This is a genomic window from Rhizobium sp. NPDC092011 (assembly GCF_044756305.1).
Taxonomy (GTDB): Bacteria; Pseudomonadota; Alphaproteobacteria; order Rhizobiales; family Rhizobiaceae; genus Rhizobium.
In genome coordinates this window covers 1032263-1047383 of sequence record NZ_JBIVSO010000001.1, presented here as the reverse complement: position 1 = coordinate 1047383, position 15121 = coordinate 1032263, and the positions used below count along the sequence as shown (strand labels likewise).

Sequence of the window (15121 nt, the reverse complement as noted above, 5' to 3'; positions counted from 1 at the left end):
GAGACGCAAGCGGGGACCACGAACCTCCGGGCGCCCTAAAACCAGTTATATGATGCGGCGCAATAGCCTCATTTCATAACCATTTGTTTATATCCAACACAAAACATATCATTTGTCGCACTTCCCGCCGGCCTCTTAGGTTGCTGCACGCGATGACTCGATCGTCGCCAAATGCCTTGGGAGGAAGGAATGAAGCTTTCATCGAGACAAGTGCTGGCAACAGCGCTGCTCTTGCTGTCCGTCGACCTGACGGCGCCACATGCATCCGCGCAGAGTTTTTCGCCCACCAACAAGGACGTGCCGCAGGGATCGGCATTCTGGGACGACATACCCACGCAGGTTCCCGACGGCGCCAAGCCCGGCGAGATCTATTGGGCCAAGCAGCGCTCCGATGCTCCGAAGGGCTCGAAAGGCTGGGACGTCATCTACGTGACCGCCGGCGTCGGCGAGAAACTGACCTATGTTTCCGGCGAGATCTACCTGCCGGATCAGGCTCCGTCCGGTCAACGCCCGCTCGTCCTCTGGAACCACGAAACCGCCGGCATGGAGGATAGCTGCGCGCCGTCGCGCCGGAGCCTGGTCGACAAGTGGGGCGTTCGCGTTCCAGCCATAGAAGATCTGCTGAAAAATGGCTTCGCGGTCGTAACGAGCGACTATCAGGGACTCGGCACCCCTGGCGCGACATCCTATCTGAACGGTGCGGCCCAGGCACAGGCATCGCTGGACGCGGTCAGGTTCGCTCAGACCTTTCCCGGTGCAAATGTCGGACAGAAGTTCACCGCCTATGGCTGGTCGCAAGGGGGACAGACCTCCCTGTGGCTTGCCCATCTGCAGGAAAGCTATGCGCCCGAACTTCAGCTTCTCGGCGTAGGCGAAATTGCTCCCGCATCCCGACACTGGGATCTTACCGAGTACGACCTCACGACAACCATTACCGGCGGCTATTACATCTCGCGCATGGTTGGGCTGCATGTTGGCCATCCCGAATTGAAGCTGCGGGACGTGCTCTCCGTCGACGGCCTCGAGGCCCTGGAAAACCTCAGCGCCGGCTGCTGGGCGATTGCCGACAAGACCCAGGGCAAGCCGACCACGCTATTCGCAAATCAGGAAGGGCTGAAACCGGGCAAGCCGTGGCGCGAATTGCTCGAAAAGAACGACGCCTTCCTGCCCGTCAAGAATGTGCCTTTTGTCTTTTTCCAGGGCGATAAGGACGACGCGGTCCCGGTGCAGTTGACCCGCAAGGTCGCAGCCGACCTGTGCGAGCAGGGAGTTGCGGTCGATTACCGGGAAAGCGAAGGATTGGACCACGAGACCATCGTACCTGTCGCCGCCGCGGCCTTACCGGCGTGGTTCGAGGATCGGTTCAAGGGCACACCGGCACAAAAAGCCTGCCCCAAGTCAAACTGACGGGGCGAACGCCTGCCCTCAGCCGCCTATCGCTTCTTGCGAGCTCCTGCATTCGCCACTAATCTGTGCAGGAGCGCCGCCGTTTGCGCGATGCCGGATTGAGGGAAAACGATGATCAGCCTCGGTGTTTTGACAACCTATGTCGTCGTTGTACTGGGGCTGATGGTCATCCCGGGACCAGCCACTCTTCTGACCTTGGCGCGAGCCGTCAGTGGTGGCAAGCGCACCGGGCTCGCGACGGGTCTGGGCATTGCTTTCGGTGATCTCTTCCACACGATGATGGCGACGTTCGGATTGTCCGCGCTGCTGGCCACATCGGCGTTGGCGTTCGAGATCGTCAAGTATGCCGGCGTCGCCTATCTGATCTATCTCGGATTCAAGGCCTTCCGCGAGAAGGCCCAAAGTCTGGACATGCCAGTAACACAGGCAATCACGCCCATGCGCGCATTTCGACAGGGCTTTTTTACTGAGATACTCAACCCCAAGACGGCGTTGTTTTTCCTGGCGTTCCTGCCGCAGTTCATTCACCCCGAAAGCGGCCCGGTCGTCGTGCAACTTGCCTTGCTCGGCGCCATCTTCGTCGGGCTCAGCATATGCGTGACATCGCTTTTGGCTGTGGGAGCCGGCACGATCGGCTGCTGGCTACGCCAAAACCGCAGCATTGGCCGCTGGCAGGGAAAGGTCATCGGTACGATCTATGTGGCCCTCGGTCTGCGGCTTGCACTCCAGCAGCAATAACGCCGCTCAGCGACGGCCATCTCGCAAGCTATCAATGGGAAGCTGCTGGCGGGCGATCTCACGCGGGGCGTAACCGAAGGCACGCTTGAACATGGATGTGAAGGCGGCAGGGTTCTTGTAGCCGAGATCCAGCGCGATCGTGGTGACGGGAGTGCCGGCAACCAATCTCGGAAGAGCCGCATGTAGACAGGCTTGCTGGCGCCATTCGACGAAGCTCAATCCCGTTTCCAGGCGAAACATCCGCGTGAAGGCACGGCGGCTCATGCTCAGCCGGCTCGCCCACGAGTCGATCGTATCGTGGGCGGTCGGATGAAGGAGGAAATCCTGGCACTTCTGGGCAAGCACCGGATTGCGCGGTAAGGGCAACGAAAGCGGCAATGGCTTCAATCGTGCCAACTCGTGCAGAAGCAGGGTCATCAGCGCGCCGGACCGATCATTCCTATCGTACTCGACCGGAATATCGACGGCCTCGGCGATCAAGGCCCGAAGCAGCGGCGATATCTCCACGACCTGGCAATGATCCGGCATCGTCTCGATGGCGTGCGGCTCGATGTAGACGCTCCGCATGCTGACACTGCCGAGCATGCGGACGCTATGGACAACGCCCGGAGGAATCCACATTCCTCGTTCCGGCGGCATGACGAGTGTGCCGTCCGGCGTGGTCGCCAATACTACGCCGGAAAAGCCGTAGAGCAGCTGGGCACGACGATGCTGATGCGGCTCGACGCGATGTCCATCTTCATACTCATTGCCGAGCGCGACGAGCGGTCGCTCGACGTCGATGAAAGCATCAATCCGGCTGTTCCTGACCATCTTGGCCCAGTCTCGTAACAATTTCGCCTAATCGCGGTGGCGGGCGATCTGTTCTTTCAGTATCAGCGCGGAAGACGAATTGAAAGCGAGTGCCATGAGCCAGGTCATCAACGCGCCCCGCGCGGCTACCACCATATACCCGATCCTGCTGGTCGCCAGTCTCGGCCATTTTATCAATGACGTGACGCAATCATTGCTGCCTGCAAGCTATCCAGTACTGAAGGCCGGTTTCGGCCTGAGCTTCGCTCAACTCGGCGTGCTGACATTCGTTTATCAGGTGACCGCCTCGATCCTGCAACCGTTCGTCGGATGGTACACCGACGGCAAGCCGCAGCCCTATTCTCTTCCCTTCGGCATGGCCTGCAGTTGCGCAGGCATGGTGACGCTGGGGCTGGCGCCGAACTATTGGGTTCTGGTCATGGGCGCCGTTCTCCTCGGATTTGGCTCGTCGATCTTCCACCCGGAAGCATCGCGCATTGCCCGCCTCGCATCCGGCGGCAAACATGGTTTCGCGCAATCCGTGTTTCAGGTTGGCGGCAATTTCGGTACATCGCTCGGCCCACTGCTGGCTGCCTTCTTCATCCTGCCGCATGGACAGCGCGGCATGGCCTTCCTTGCCATCCTCGCCTTCTTCGGCATTCTCATTCTGAGCGGCCTTGGACGTTGGTATCAGACGAATGGGCAAAACCTTCGCGCACCGGCCAAATCCGGCAGGAAGCACAAGGCCCTGACCCTGTCGCGTACCCGTGTCGGCGTCGCCATTGCCGTGTTGATCGCATTGATCTTCTCGAAGTACTTCTACCTCGCAAGCTTCACCAGCTATTACAATTTTTACCTGATGGACCGGTTCGGCCTTTCCGAGCGCTCGGCGCAGCTCTGCCAATTCGTGTTTTTCGCAGCAGTCGCTTTCGGCACGATGATCGGCGGCCCGGTGGGCGATCGCATCGGACGCAAGAAGGTCATCTGGGGTTCGATCCTCGGCATCTTGCCGTTCACGATCGTCCTGCCGCATGCGAGCCTGGAGGTCACCATCGTCCTCAGCGCCATCATCGGCACGGTCATTGCATCGGCATTCTCGGCAATCGTCGTCTATGCGCAGGAACTGATGCCCGGCCGCGTCGGCATGGTCTCGGGCCTGTTCTTCGGCTTCGCCTTCGGCATGGGCGGCATTGGTGCCGCAGCCCTTGGAGCTCTGGCCGACAGGACAAGCATCGAATTTGTGTTCGAACTCTGCGCGTTCCTGCCACTGATCGGTCTCTTGACCATCCTGCTGCCGAACGTCGAAGATTGAATACTTCAAGGGCCTTGAAAAAGGCCCTTGCCGATGGCGCGAGGATCTCGTTCAGCCATCGCGTTTGACGATACGGAAGTTCATCTCGGCGCGCAGGCGGAAACCGAGAGCGGTGTAGAGCGAGATGGCGGAACTGTTCGCAGCATAGGCGTGCAGATAAGCCGTCTCATCTCTTGCCGAAATCTCGCCCGCGACAAATCGGAACAACAGCTTGCCGAAGCCACGCCCCTGAAAATCCGGATGGGTGCAAAGGCCACTGAGTTCGGCAAAACCAGTCTGGCGCATGCGCTGGCCGGCCATGGCGACCAACCGACCATCGATCTTCATGCCCCAGAAGGCGCCCAGGCTCTGGGCGCGTAACGTAAATGGCCCCGGCTTGGTCAATGTGGCAAGCGCAAGCATGTCCTCCGCGTCGGTCTCCGTCAGTGGCATGATGCCGCTGTCGACAATCCGAGGATAGGGCCGTTCAGCAATCATCTGCACGAGCTTGGCGTCGGAAACGGTCGTCAATTCCGGCAAGGCTGCAATCGGTTCGGCCTCGACAAGTGCCATGACCTCACCCGAGGCAGGCAGGTCTTCAAGCGCTTTGAGACTTCCGGCAGAATTATCGGCAGAAGCGGCAAAAGGCACGATCGAAGGCGGATAGCGTCGCGCATCTTCACCGCCTTCGGCCAGTGCTGCATGGGCGGTTCGAAGAGCGCTCCAGACTGGACGATCGAGAATGTGGCTCATGATTTCCGCTCCTTGTTTGGATTGACCCGCCTGGCAAGCGGAACAGCGGCAAGTCCGTCTTCGATGTTGGCAAGGTGTTGCAGGATCGGCCCCGAGAAATCGCCGCAAAGCTCGGCGACAGCCTGCTCGACGAGCGGCCACACCGACTGCCTGGAATAGTCCACCAAGTCCTGCCCCTTAGATGTCAATGAAACCAGCCTCCGCCGCTGGTCTTCCGGCGAGGTTTGCATGTCGACATGGCCCGTCTCCAACAGTTGGGAGACAGTGCGCGTCGCGCCCGGCTGCGTGATACCGACCGCCTGCGCGAGTTCGCCGATCGTCAATGGACCTGCACGGTCAAGCGCTGCGAGAAACGGATATTGTGCAGCCTGAAGGGAGACGCCACACTCCTCCATGATCTGCTGGGTATCGGCTTGCAATCGCTCTCCAATGCGACGCAGGCGGCTGCCCAGGCAAAGGAAGCCGAGTGATCTGACGACATCTTCTACCAATGTGGCTCTCCAATTATATACATAACTAGTTATATATCCAGTTATATAAGCGCTTATTGGATCTCCGTCAACGGCGGCTTTGAGATTGATGACGTCTTTGCGATCTTATCGGGTGGCTTTGCGGCTTCGCCGCAAGATGGCCGGTATCGCCGGCCCGCTTTCTTACCGCAAAGAACGCCGTCTGAGGCAATTCGAGGAGAGGTCGAAGCTCTCCATTTTGCCGTCCGACGTTACTTACTGGAAAAACAGGACCGGCCCGCGAAAGGGGGTTCGCTCCTCGTATTGGAACGCTTCCGCGCCCGGTCCTGCATTCCACGCAGGCCGCACCTGCAGGAAGCGACGCTTTTGCTTGCCGATTGCGGCGAGAGATTGGCTGCGGGCGAGGAAATTCCAAGCGCCCAGCGGAAAGACCGTAGCCAGTCTCTAACGCCGAAGGGCAGTGAGGTGCTGGCTCATCTCTTCCGCACCGTTGTTCAATGCGGGCACAACAGCTTCGACGATCGCATCGATCGCCGCCCGAAGGCGAGGCAGGAGGAAGGGCGCTGCCGGCCAGACGACATGCACAGGCAAATGGCCGGCGACGCGCTCCTGCAGAACCGATATGAGGCGGCCATCCGCAATCTCGTCTCGCACCAGCCAATAGGGCACCAGGCCAATTCCCTCTCCGGATCTGATTGCCGAAAGTGTCAGGAGGCTGCCTTCGAGCAGGAGGCGCGCCTTCGGATGCCATGTCGACAATCCCCCGTCCGGCTGCAGGAACTGCCACGGCGCCGGCCGCCCTCTTGTCGATCCGGCGATCAGATCGTGCGTGATGAGATCGTCGACAGTCTCCGGCCGTTTGCGGCCAGTGAAATAGTCGCAGGAGCCGCAAAGGACCAGATGTTGCAATCCCAGACGGCGGGCAACCAGACCGCCGGTGTTCGGCAGTTCACCAATGCGAACAGCGAGATCGACTTCGCCATTGGAAAGATCAAGCTGCTCGATGGAACTGTCGATGTTGAGTGTCAGCCGTGGCCATTTGCGTGAGAGCGGATAGAGGGCGGGGGTCACGATTTGAGCGCCGAAAAGCGGCGGCAGGCTGATATTGAGGATGCCAGCGGGCTCGTCGGAAAGACCTGTGAGCATCGTTTCGACCCGATGAACATCGCGCCAGGCGGCCCCACAGACATCGCGATAGGCGGCGCCCTCTGCCGTCAGCTGCAGGCTGCGTGTCGTCCGTTTGAAAAGCCTGACATTCAGCCGTTGTTCGATGCGCCCGATCGCCTTGGCGACCGCGGAAGCGGAAAGTCGCAGCCGCGCCGAGGCAGCAACGAAGCTCCCCGCCTCGCAGACGGCCAGAAAAACCCCGATATCATCGCCCGATTGATGTCGCATGATTGCCATTCACGAATTCTGTTCGGCAATATAAGGATTATTTGTCGCTTTAACAGCGAAACAAGCGTGAATACTGTCGCCTCATGAGCAATATTCGCATCTACGCCATCATCGGGGGAACGTCAGGCATTGGACTGGCGCTTGCCCATGCACTCGCAAAACGGGGAGACCGCCTGCTCATCGGTGGCCGCTCTCCCGAAAACCTCGCCAAAGCCTTGTCCGCCCTGGGTCCAGCCGCATCGGGACGCACCGTCGAAATCACCGACCGTAGCTCGCTCGATCACTTCTTTGCCGAGGCATCGGAATTGTCCGGCCTGTTTACCCCTGCCGCTTCCTATAAGACCGGCACCTTTCGAGACGGCAACCTGGAAACCAACGAAGGCTTGTTCGAAGCCAAGTTCTGGGGGCAGTTTCGCGCCGTTCATGCGGCTCTGCCGCGTCTGCGCGCCGATGCGTCTGTGGTGCTGATGTCGGGCGCCGCTTCGGCAAGGCCGGTCGGCGCGCCGGCCTATGCGGCCTGCAATGCGGCGCTTGAGGGGCTCGCGCGAGGTCTCGCGCTCGAACTCAATCCGATCCGGGTGAATTGCCTCTCCCCCGGGACGACGGATAGCGAATTGTGGCGCAATCGCCCCGATGATGTCAGGGGACCGGCTTACGACTACTGGAGCAAGATCTCCCTAACGCAACGACCGGCCACGGTCGAAGAGCAGGCCCATGCAGCCCTCTTCCTTCTCGACAACACCAACATGACCGGCAGCACGCTCTTCTGCGACGGCGGCTACACCATGCGCTGAGTGAAACCCCGACCTTTCATCTAGGAGACTACCCCAGCACAGCCCGGGTGTGCTGGGCTTCGGGTCGTGAGACAAGCCCCTTCCCCCTGCAAACCGGATTGACCATGCCTTTCTAGCCACGCCCACGGCGTTAACCATCTGTTAAGATTTGCGGCCGTTCCGCGACGAGTCAAATTGACTCAGGAAAGCTAAAAATTTAACGATTCGTTAACACAGTTCCTTTGGGCAAAGGCGTTTGTATGTTTTGCGTCGTCCGGCCAACCAGCCTGCTTTCCGCAGGAAAGAGCATTCTTTCCGCCTTGATTTTTGCAACAACGATCCTGGCCTGGGAAATGGGCGCCTCGGCGGCTCCAAGTCCGGTCATGTCGACGGGGTCGATCACGTCTCAGCCGATCGGGCACTATGATTTCTGCCAGCGGCGTCCCGACGAATGCTCGATCCACCCGAGCGATCTGCGCCCCATCAAGATCACGCAGAAGACCTGGGACGAAATCGTCGAGGTCAACACCTCAGTTAACAAGTGGGTCAAGCCCGTCAGCGATCTCGATCACTACGGCGTGGTGCAATATTGGAACTACCCTGACGACGGCATGGGCAATTGCGAACACTATGCTCTGGAAAAGCGCCGCGAATTGATGAACAAGGGCATATCGCTTGCCAACCTGCTGATCACGGTGGTGCGTCTTCCTGATGGAGAGGGACACGCCATCGTCACAGTGCGCACCGATCGCGGCGACTTCATCCTCGACAACCTGACCGATCAGGTGAAAAACTGGACGCAGACGCCCTATCATTACCTGAAGCGGCAGGCGATCAACGATACCGGCCGTTGGGTCGACATCATCCAGAAGCCGACTGTCGTGGCGAGCATGACGAATTAGGCTGCCGCAACGAGGCTGCCATTGCAGCCTATTCTTCCAGCATCCGCGCCAGCATGTGCCTGATATGATCCTGGCCACCGAAGAAAACGGCAGCAACGACAATCACTTGCCGCGCCTCGTCGGGTAAAAACCAAATAGCGGCCCTGTCGCGCCGCAGGAAGCGGATGCCGGGATGAATGTCCGGCCGCAGTGTGCCGATGTGGGGCGTATCGACCAATCGGTCGATATCAGAGCGAAGCCGGCGCAATCGGTCGGCCGCACGCGCCCAGGCCTCTTCCGAGGCGTCGCCGAGGCCGCCATAGGCAGCCAGCAGATGATCGAAGATCAAGTCGAAATCGCGGATGGCAGCGCGGGAATACTCAACTGCCCACACGCAAGGCTCGCTGCTTTCGCTCTATCATATCCTCGATACGCCCTTCCATGTCGGCAGCAGAAATCTTCGGCCCCTCCAATCGGCGTTGGATCAAGGCGCGAAGGGCTTCCGTCTCGGCCGCCTCCGCCTCGGTCTTCTGGCGCAGGAGCTCCAGGCCCTGTTGCAGAACCGAACTCAAGCTCGAATAACGCCCTGTCTCCACCAACGAACGGGCGAAAGCATCCTGCTGTTCGGTCAGCGAGATCGATGATTTGACACTCATTCGGCGTGCTCCTTTGCCCCACAAGATGCTACTCAGTCGCATACGAGTCAAGCTCACCGATTTTCCAAAGCTCAATCTCTCAGACGACCTTGACTCCAAATAATGAATAGTAAATTCTCTATTTGTTTTTAGGAGCGAAATCATGAACCATGCTGACGCCGCAACCCCAATCCATATGCCCGACGAATTTACATTGCTCGATGCCACCGCCCAGGCGGAACTCGTTCGGCGCGGTGAGATCACGCCTCTTGAACTCGTCGAAGCGGCAATTGCGCGGCTCGAGCGGGTCAATCCGCAGCTGAACGCGCTGGCATCCGTGGATTTCGATCTTGCTCGCAAGCGCGCAGCCGAATGCGCAACAACTGGCCCATTTGCCGGCGTTCCCACGGTGATCAAGGACTTGATGCCCTATCCTGGCCACGCGACCGCATTCGGGACGCGCATGTTCGCAGGCCAGAAATCTCCGGCGGGTTCACCTTATACGGAGGCACTCGACGCTGCCGGTCTTATTGTTCTCGGCAAGAGCGCGACCTCCGAGTTCGGCCTGCTCGGCACGACCGAAACCCTCAGCAATGGGGCAACGCGTAACCCTTGGGATGTCTCACGATCGCCAGGCGGATCTTCGGGCGGGGCAGTCGCCGCCGTTGCCGCCGGTATGGTGCCAGTCGCGCATGCGTCTGATGGCGGCGGTTCAATTCGAGGGCCATCCTCCTTCACCGGGCTTTTCGGCTTCAAGCCCAGCCGTGGACGCACGGTATCGAACGGCATGCCGACCGACATGCCAACGACACGCTTGATCGCCGAACACTGCGTCAGCCGCTCTGTTCGCGACAGCTATCACTGGTTGGTTGCCACCGAGCGAAAAGATCGAAAAGACACCCTGCCATCGCTATCCGACTTGAAGGCGTCACAACGGAAGCGATTGCGGATTGGCGCCTATCGGCCAGATTGCTTCGGCGTGGCACCGTCCGCGGATGCCGAGGCCGCGCTTGAAAAGGCGATCTCACTCTGCCAGCTCCTGGGCCACGATGTGATCGAGGTCAAGGGGCCGGCGATTGATACGCGGTCAACCGGCGAGGCTTTTTTCACCCTTACCGGTTATGGCATCGGCCAGTTGCTGAACCAACTGCGACACATGCTGGGCGGCAATTTCAATCCGGATTTGTTCGAGCCATATACGCTTGAGTTGGCCCGCCGGGCCGAGAGCGTCTCGCCTCAATCCCTTACGCGGTTGGTCGAGGCGCTTCATCTAGCCGAGCGCGATGCCGATGCCTCACTCACGCATATCGACGTTTTGCTGTCCCCGACTGTCGCGATGCCGGCCTTTCCGCTCGGCTTGCATGGTCCCAACCAGGCATCGGCGGAAGCGGATGCATTCATCTCCAAGCTTGCGGGGTATACGGTTGTTGCATCGCTGGCGGGATGGCCGGCAATGTCGGTTCCTCTTTATCGCGCGCCAAACGGCCTGCCGATCGGGTGCCATTTCGCCGCGGCCAAAGATCGGGACGACCTCCTCTTTTCGTTAGCGCTCCAGCTCGAAGAGGCCGCTCCCTGGTTCGCCGATCTCATCGCTCTGCCAGAGGTGACGGCATGCCGCAGAAGCTGAAGGACGACGTGCGCGATCGCATCATCGAAGCCGCGGGCGCCATTTTTGCCGAAAGGGGTTTCACGGCCGCAAGACTCGCCGACGTGGCGGTGAGAGCCGGGATCAGCACCGGCAACATCTACAAATACTTCGACGACAAGGAGAGCCTGTTCAACGCCATCGTCACTGCGCCCATCGCCGCGCAACTGCTGCGGCTCTTGCGGATTCGCCTGAGAGAATTCGAAAGGCTGGATGATTGGGAGCGTGCGACGGCAAGCGGCTCCGACGCTGCGCGCGCGCTGCTCGCATTCTGGATAGAACACCGCCCGGCCGTCCTCATCCTTCTGCGCGGCTCTCACGGAACCCGCTACGAACGCGTGAGGACTATGATGATCCATGAAATGGAACGGCTGGCCTCCGCCTATGCACAGAAACGAGGAGGAAGCGGCGCCCTTCCCTCTCCCGCAAGATTTGTTTTGCACAGGGTTTTTGCCCGCACGGTCGACATGATCGCCGATATTCTTGAGGCGCATCGAGAGCCGATAGCCATCCAGCAAGCGGTTGCTGTGTTCTGGCGTTATCAGCTTGCCGGATTGCAGGCTTTGCTAAATCCTTCCTGAAACAGGAGCCTCGGCCCCCCGAATTCTACAGGCTAGGATCTTCCGTGATCAGGCGCGGCAAAATTGCCAAGCTGGTTGTATCGATCGCCCGACCATCGACTTGGCGAGGGGCGACCTCACGCGATTGATCCCGTTTATGCCAATACTGGACCTTGTGCTGTCTGAATCCGGCACGCAGCACCTTCAGCGCGAAAGCAATGGCACCGTTACCTGATTCTGTTCGGCCAGCGCGGGCAATCCCAGCAACAGACGAACATCGATTTTGAACGGCGTCGGTTCAAAATCTAACTACATGTATTCATTCTGTAATTTTCTCACCCACCTACAGGCATCGTCGCATACAATATCATTATATACGCATGTTATTTTGTTAGAACTTTAGACATTAACTAAATACTAATAAACAACTTAACTCGCGGCCGAATATTAGCTACCCATTACTCAAGCAAGGGGTAATGATCGTGGGCAATATTGATACAAGCATCCCAAAACAGCCAGACACCGTCTCTGCAACCTTTGATGGCGACGACATGTCGTATCTCGGTGGCGAACAAGCGTCCGTCAGAAGCCCTGCCTCCTCAGAAGCCATTTTCGATAAGGAAGGCAAGATGCAAATTATAGACGCAAATCAATATGGATCGGCCTATCCGTTGCGACAGCAGGCCCTCGCCTTCCCAAGCGTCCAGATAGGGGGGTTGCCCATCACCGTCGTCGATCGACGCAGTGCCGCTTCATTTATGATCGAAGTCGCGCGGAATCGCCGTAGCGATAATCGACCACACTATTTCACCTCCGCCAATGGCGAGGTCGTCGCCCGTGTTCATGCGGACGAAAACATTGCCAGGCTCTTCCGCGAGGCCGATCAGATTCTTGCCGACGGCCAACCGCTTGTCATGGCTTCGCGATGGCTCTGCAGTCGGAGGCTACCCGAGCGCGTGGCGACGACGGACCTGTTCCACGACGTCGCCGAGCTCGCGCAGAAGGAAGGCGTCAGCTTCTATCTGCTGGGGGCCTCGGAAACGGAGAACCAGAAAGCTGTGACCGCCACGCGCGAGAGCTATCCGAACCTGCGCATCGCCGGCCATTGCCACGGCTATCTTTCCGGGGAGGACCTGGAGCGGAAGCTCGACGAAATCAATGCGCTCGCTCCCGATATATTGTGGCTCGGCCTTGGCGTTCCGCGAGAGCAGATCTTCGTACACGACTTTGCCGCCCGGCTTGCAAATGTCGGGGTCATCAAGACATCAGGCGGCCTTTTCGATCATCTCGCGCAGAAAACCAGGCGAGCGCCGCTCTGGGTGCAAAAAGCCGGCTTCGAGTGGTGCTGGCGCGTGCTGATGGAGCCGCGCAGGCTTTTCTGGCGGTACTTCACGACCAATCCCTATGCCATTTACGCGATCCTGAGGTTCTCGAAATGACCATCAAGCAATCCTTTGGGCGACCTGCCACTGAAACCGATACGGACATAGCCATCGTCGGTGGAGGGCTCTCCGGTACTCTCGCTGCCTGCATACTCGGCCGGGCAGGCTATCGCGTGACACTCATCGACCGCCACCGCATCATCCCCGAGGAATTTCGCGTCGAGAAGATAAGCGGCGACCAGGTCGAGACGCTGCAACGGCTTCGACTTCTCGGACCGGTGTCCGCCGCAGCTGTTGCGTTTGACGACGTGGTCCACATGCATAAGGGACGCGTGTTGGATCGGACGAACGGTCGCCACTTTGGATTCCTTTACAACAAGCTTGTCTCCGCGCTCCGAACTGCATTGCCTGCAAATGTGAGCTTGATCTTCGGTCAGGTGCATGGGGTGCAGACAGGTGCCGCGCGCCAGCGCATTGCAATCCTTGGACACGATGAGATTACGGCGCGGCTTCTCGTACTCGCCACGGGCATGGGTGACCTATTGCACCGGGATCTCGGAATTTCGCGCAGATCCGTTGCCGAAAAGCGCTCGCTCGCTTTCGGCTTCAATCTTCGTCCGGTTGGAGCAAAGAGTTTCCGTCATGCCGCCCTTACCTATCACGGGGTCGCGGACGGCATCGATCATATGAACCTGTTTCCCGTCCCCGGCGGGACACGCGCCAATCTCTTCGTTTTCCGCGATCCGTGTGACCCGTGGATCAAATCGCTTCACGAGAGCCCGAAGGACACGCTCGTGACAGCCTTCCCATTCCTCAGCGAGACCATCGGTGATTTCGAGATCGTCGGTACGGTCGACAGCTGGCTTACAGACGTCACCATTGCCGACAACTGCCAGCAGGATGGCGTCGTCCTGATCGGGGATGCCTTTCAGTCCTCCTGTCCGGCAACCGAGATTGGGGTCAGTCGCTTGCTGACGGATGTGGAGCGGCTATGCACGGTCCATATACCGCAATGGATGGCCGCATCCGCCTTCGATCGCGCTAAGATCGCGGCCTATTACGGCGATCCTTACAAGCAGGAAAGCGACGCCCTCGCGCTGCAATTGGCCGCGCTCCGCCGCGATCTCGCAACCAATACGGATTTGCGCTGGCGCACGCGCCGCCAGATCCATTTTCTGCGGCGGCGCGCAGTGCATGCGGTCGCGAACCTGAGCCCTGCACTTGCGACGAAATTGCATCGTCTTGCGGCAAGATATGTCAAATCTCCAGCCCGCTCACCTGCCTAGAGCATGTCGCACAAAAGTGTGCAGCGGTTTTGCGGCTACGACATGCGTGAAATCAAAGAGCTAAAGCGCGTAAAGCGAATCTTAGAGATCGCGACGCGCTTTAGTAAAGATGACGGCAATTTCTGCGGGGCGCAAGCTCGCAACTGCAAGCACCGCGTTCAGAATCCGAATATGACGACTTCGGTGAATGTCAGATCGCCAAGCGGCGGAGGCTTCGGCCCCCTGAAGTATTTCGCGCCGCTTCCGGCAAAATACCGGCCCGTCAGCCCACGCACCGGCCCGTTGGCGTCGACAACGCAGAGCAAGGCGCCCTTGCGCAGCAGGTAGCGGCCGAGCACACCGGCGCACTGGCTTAGCTCCTCCTGCGATCGGCAATAGATAACCTGGGCACAGGGAACCATCCCGTGGAACACGCGGCGCGTCTTGAACACGAAAGGGAATGCTTTCCCCTCACCCACACAGATCAGCGACAGGCAATCAAGTGAGGCGTGCTGGAGCAGGATATCCCTATCTCCCTGCGAGAGCATCGACATCTCGGGCAGGTCGGAGCGGGCCTCGAGCACACGGTAGCCGCGTCGCGCCGAACTGAGCAGCGGGAAAAAGCCAAGCTGCCCCTCCGAATAGCGGCGGAAGCCAAGCGCCTCGTTAACCTTTTCCGTTCCCGGCGCCGGCGATACATTGATGTATGTGACGTTCTTCTTTCTCAGGACCGCGATCACCATCTTCCCGGCGAAGGCGCGGTATTCCGGATCGACCGACCAGCTGGAGAGATTGCAACGGATCTCATCACCTTCCTGTCCCTGATGCAGAAAATAGAGCGCCAGCAGAACGCCGACGATACGCCCTGACATATCCAGAACAAAACCATATTTCGGCAGGTCTGGAACGACGGGCCTCTTCTCCATGCGGGCGACGGCCCGCTCCCAGTAGCTGCGCGGGCGCGTCGGGAAATTCCTGCCGAGGCATTCGATGATGCCTTCCCAATCGCTGTCCTCAATCGGCCTGCAAGCAAGTCCAGGGGGATAAGCACCTAAAACAGCCACGATAAACTCCGGAATATTGCCGATACTGTGGTCTATAACCCAAGTTATAGGAGATATTACTACATCATCA

16 protein-coding genes are annotated in these 15121 nt (G+C 59.1%); 9 read left to right on the top strand and 7 right to left on the bottom strand.

Annotated elements, in window-relative coordinates; genetic code table 11:
• Positions 1 to 189 precede the first annotated feature (189 nt).
• Complete coding sequence (locus tag ACIQJ2_RS04865; protein WP_400665258.1) at positions 190 to 1407, top strand: lipase family protein; 1218 nt, start codon at positions 190 to 192, stop codon at positions 1405 to 1407.
• Between the two features lie 111 nt (positions 1408 to 1518).
• Positions 1519 to 2145, top strand: coding sequence for a LysE family translocator (locus tag ACIQJ2_RS04860; RefSeq protein ID WP_400665260.1), 627 nt, complete (start codon positions 1519 to 1521; stop codon positions 2143 to 2145).
• A 6-nt stretch (positions 2146 to 2151) separates the two neighbouring features.
• On the opposite strand, the gene ACIQJ2_RS04855 is transcribed toward ACIQJ2_RS04860, so the two are convergent.
• Positions 2152 to 2958, bottom strand: a complete 807-nt coding sequence (locus tag ACIQJ2_RS04855; RefSeq protein WP_400665262.1) for an AraC family transcriptional regulator — start codon at positions 2956 to 2958, stop codon at positions 2152 to 2154.
• A 79-nt stretch (positions 2959 to 3037) separates the two neighbouring features.
• On the opposite strand from ACIQJ2_RS04855, the gene ACIQJ2_RS04850 reads away from it, so the two are divergent.
• Positions 3038 to 4249 carry an MFS transporter gene (locus ACIQJ2_RS04850; protein WP_400665264.1) on the top strand — a complete coding sequence of 404 codons (1212 nt, stop codon included), beginning with the start codon at positions 3038 to 3040 and terminating at the stop codon, positions 4247 to 4249.
• A gap of 51 nt (positions 4250 to 4300) precedes the next feature.
• Here the strand turns inward: ACIQJ2_RS04850 and ACIQJ2_RS04845 are convergent, their stop codons facing one another.
• The 3 genes from ACIQJ2_RS04845 to ACIQJ2_RS04835 all read right to left on the bottom strand — a co-directional run bounded on the left by ACIQJ2_RS04845 (position 4301) and on the right by ACIQJ2_RS04835 (position 6855).
• Complete coding sequence (locus ACIQJ2_RS04845; RefSeq protein ID WP_400665266.1) at positions 4301 to 4981, bottom strand: GNAT family N-acetyltransferase; 681 nt, start codon at positions 4979 to 4981, stop codon at positions 4301 to 4303.
• On the bottom strand, positions 4978 to 5472 hold the full coding sequence (locus ACIQJ2_RS04840) for a MarR family winged helix-turn-helix transcriptional regulator (protein ID WP_400665268.1): 495 nt from the start codon (positions 5470 to 5472) through the stop codon (positions 4978 to 4980). The genes ACIQJ2_RS04845 and ACIQJ2_RS04840 overlap by 4 nt, the downstream gene beginning before the upstream one ends.
• A gap of 423 nt (positions 5473 to 5895) precedes the next feature.
• Complete coding sequence (locus tag ACIQJ2_RS04835) at positions 5896 to 6855, bottom strand: LysR family transcriptional regulator (protein WP_400665270.1); 960 nt, start codon at positions 6853 to 6855, stop codon at positions 5896 to 5898.
• Positions 6856 to 6929: 74 nt separating this feature from the next.
• Here ACIQJ2_RS04835 and ACIQJ2_RS04830 point away from each other — a divergent pair, with 74 nt between their 5' ends.
• On the top strand, positions 6930 to 7640 hold the full coding sequence (locus tag ACIQJ2_RS04830; RefSeq protein WP_400665272.1) for an SDR family oxidoreductase: 711 nt from the start codon (positions 6930 to 6932) through the stop codon (positions 7638 to 7640).
• A 239-nt stretch (positions 7641 to 7879) separates the two neighbouring features.
• Positions 7880 to 8521 (top strand): transglutaminase-like cysteine peptidase, encoded by a 642-nt coding sequence (locus ACIQJ2_RS04825; RefSeq protein ID WP_400665274.1) that lies wholly within the window; start codon positions 7880 to 7882, stop codon positions 8519 to 8521.
• Positions 8522 to 8549: 28 nt separating this feature from the next.
• Here ACIQJ2_RS04825 and ACIQJ2_RS04820 read toward each other — a convergent pair whose 3' ends face one another.
• Positions 8550 to 8894, bottom strand: a complete 345-nt coding sequence (locus ACIQJ2_RS04820; protein WP_199146871.1) for a type II toxin-antitoxin system RelE/ParE family toxin — start codon at positions 8892 to 8894, stop codon at positions 8550 to 8552.
• The gene (locus ACIQJ2_RS04815; protein ID WP_199146872.1) at positions 8881 to 9156 is read right to left on the bottom strand and encodes a type II toxin-antitoxin system ParD family antitoxin; all 276 of its coding nucleotides are present in this window, start codon (positions 9154 to 9156) and stop codon (positions 8881 to 8883) included. The genes ACIQJ2_RS04820 and ACIQJ2_RS04815 overlap by 14 nt, the downstream gene beginning before the upstream one ends.
• 142 nt (positions 9157 to 9298) lie before the next feature.
• Here ACIQJ2_RS04815 and ACIQJ2_RS04810 point away from each other — a divergent pair, with 142 nt between their 5' ends.
• The 4 genes from ACIQJ2_RS04810 to ACIQJ2_RS04795 all read left to right on the top strand — a co-directional run bounded on the left by ACIQJ2_RS04810 (position 9299) and on the right by ACIQJ2_RS04795 (position 14008).
• A complete protein-coding gene (locus ACIQJ2_RS04810) occupies positions 9299 to 10762 on the top strand; it encodes an amidase (RefSeq protein WP_400665277.1) in 1464 nt (487 codons plus the stop codon).
• On the top strand, positions 10747 to 11361 hold the full coding sequence (locus tag ACIQJ2_RS04805) for a TetR/AcrR family transcriptional regulator (protein WP_199146874.1): 615 nt from the start codon (positions 10747 to 10749) through the stop codon (positions 11359 to 11361). Before ACIQJ2_RS04810 ends, ACIQJ2_RS04805 begins: the two co-directional genes overlap by 16 nt.
• Before the next feature lie 608 nt (positions 11362 to 11969).
• Positions 11970 to 12779, top strand: a complete 810-nt coding sequence (locus ACIQJ2_RS04800) for a WecB/TagA/CpsF family glycosyltransferase (protein WP_199146876.1) — start codon at positions 11970 to 11972, stop codon at positions 12777 to 12779.
• Positions 12776 to 14008, top strand: coding sequence for an FAD-dependent oxidoreductase (locus ACIQJ2_RS04795; protein WP_400665280.1), 1233 nt, complete (start codon positions 12776 to 12778; stop codon positions 14006 to 14008). The genes ACIQJ2_RS04800 and ACIQJ2_RS04795 overlap by 4 nt, the downstream gene beginning before the upstream one ends.
• A gap of 158 nt (positions 14009 to 14166) precedes the next feature.
• On the opposite strand, the gene ACIQJ2_RS04790 is transcribed toward ACIQJ2_RS04795, so the two are convergent.
• Complete coding sequence (locus ACIQJ2_RS04790; RefSeq protein ID WP_400665282.1) at positions 14167 to 15051, bottom strand: hypothetical protein; 885 nt, start codon at positions 15049 to 15051, stop codon at positions 14167 to 14169.
• Positions 15052 to 15121 lie beyond the last annotated feature (70 nt).

Coding starts and splice junctions, on each gene's coding strand:
- ACIQJ2_RS04815 (WP_199146872.1), bottom strand. CDS start 9,156: ATGAGTGTCAAATCATCGATCTCGCTGACCGAACAGCAGGATGCTTTC.
- ACIQJ2_RS04825 (WP_400665274.1), top strand. CDS start 7,880: ATGTTTTGCGTCGTCCGGCCAACCAGCCTGCTTTCCGCAGGAAAGAGC.
- ACIQJ2_RS04845 (WP_400665266.1), bottom strand. CDS start 4,981: ATGAGCCACATTCTCGATCGTCCAGTCTGGAGCGCTCTTCGAACCGCC.
- ACIQJ2_RS04830 (WP_400665272.1), top strand. CDS start 6,930: ATGAGCAATATTCGCATCTACGCCATCATCGGGGGAACGTCAGGCATT.
- ACIQJ2_RS04855 (WP_400665262.1), bottom strand. CDS start 2,958: ATGGTCAGGAACAGCCGGATTGATGCTTTCATCGACGTCGAGCGACCG.
- ACIQJ2_RS04860 (WP_400665260.1), top strand. CDS start 1,519: ATGATCAGCCTCGGTGTTTTGACAACCTATGTCGTCGTTGTACTGGGG.
- ACIQJ2_RS04800 (WP_199146876.1), top strand. CDS start 11,970: ATGCAAATTATAGACGCAAATCAATATGGATCGGCCTATCCGTTGCGA.
- ACIQJ2_RS04795 (WP_400665280.1), top strand. CDS start 12,776: ATGACCATCAAGCAATCCTTTGGGCGACCTGCCACTGAAACCGATACG.
- ACIQJ2_RS04805 (WP_199146874.1), top strand. CDS start 10,747: ATGCCGCAGAAGCTGAAGGACGACGTGCGCGATCGCATCATCGAAGCC.
- ACIQJ2_RS04835 (WP_400665270.1), bottom strand. CDS start 6,855: ATGGCAATCATGCGACATCAATCGGGCGATGATATCGGGGTTTTTCTG.
- ACIQJ2_RS04810 (WP_400665277.1), top strand. CDS start 9,299: ATGAACCATGCTGACGCCGCAACCCCAATCCATATGCCCGACGAATTT.
- ACIQJ2_RS04865 (WP_400665258.1), top strand. CDS start 190: ATGAAGCTTTCATCGAGACAAGTGCTGGCAACAGCGCTGCTCTTGCTG.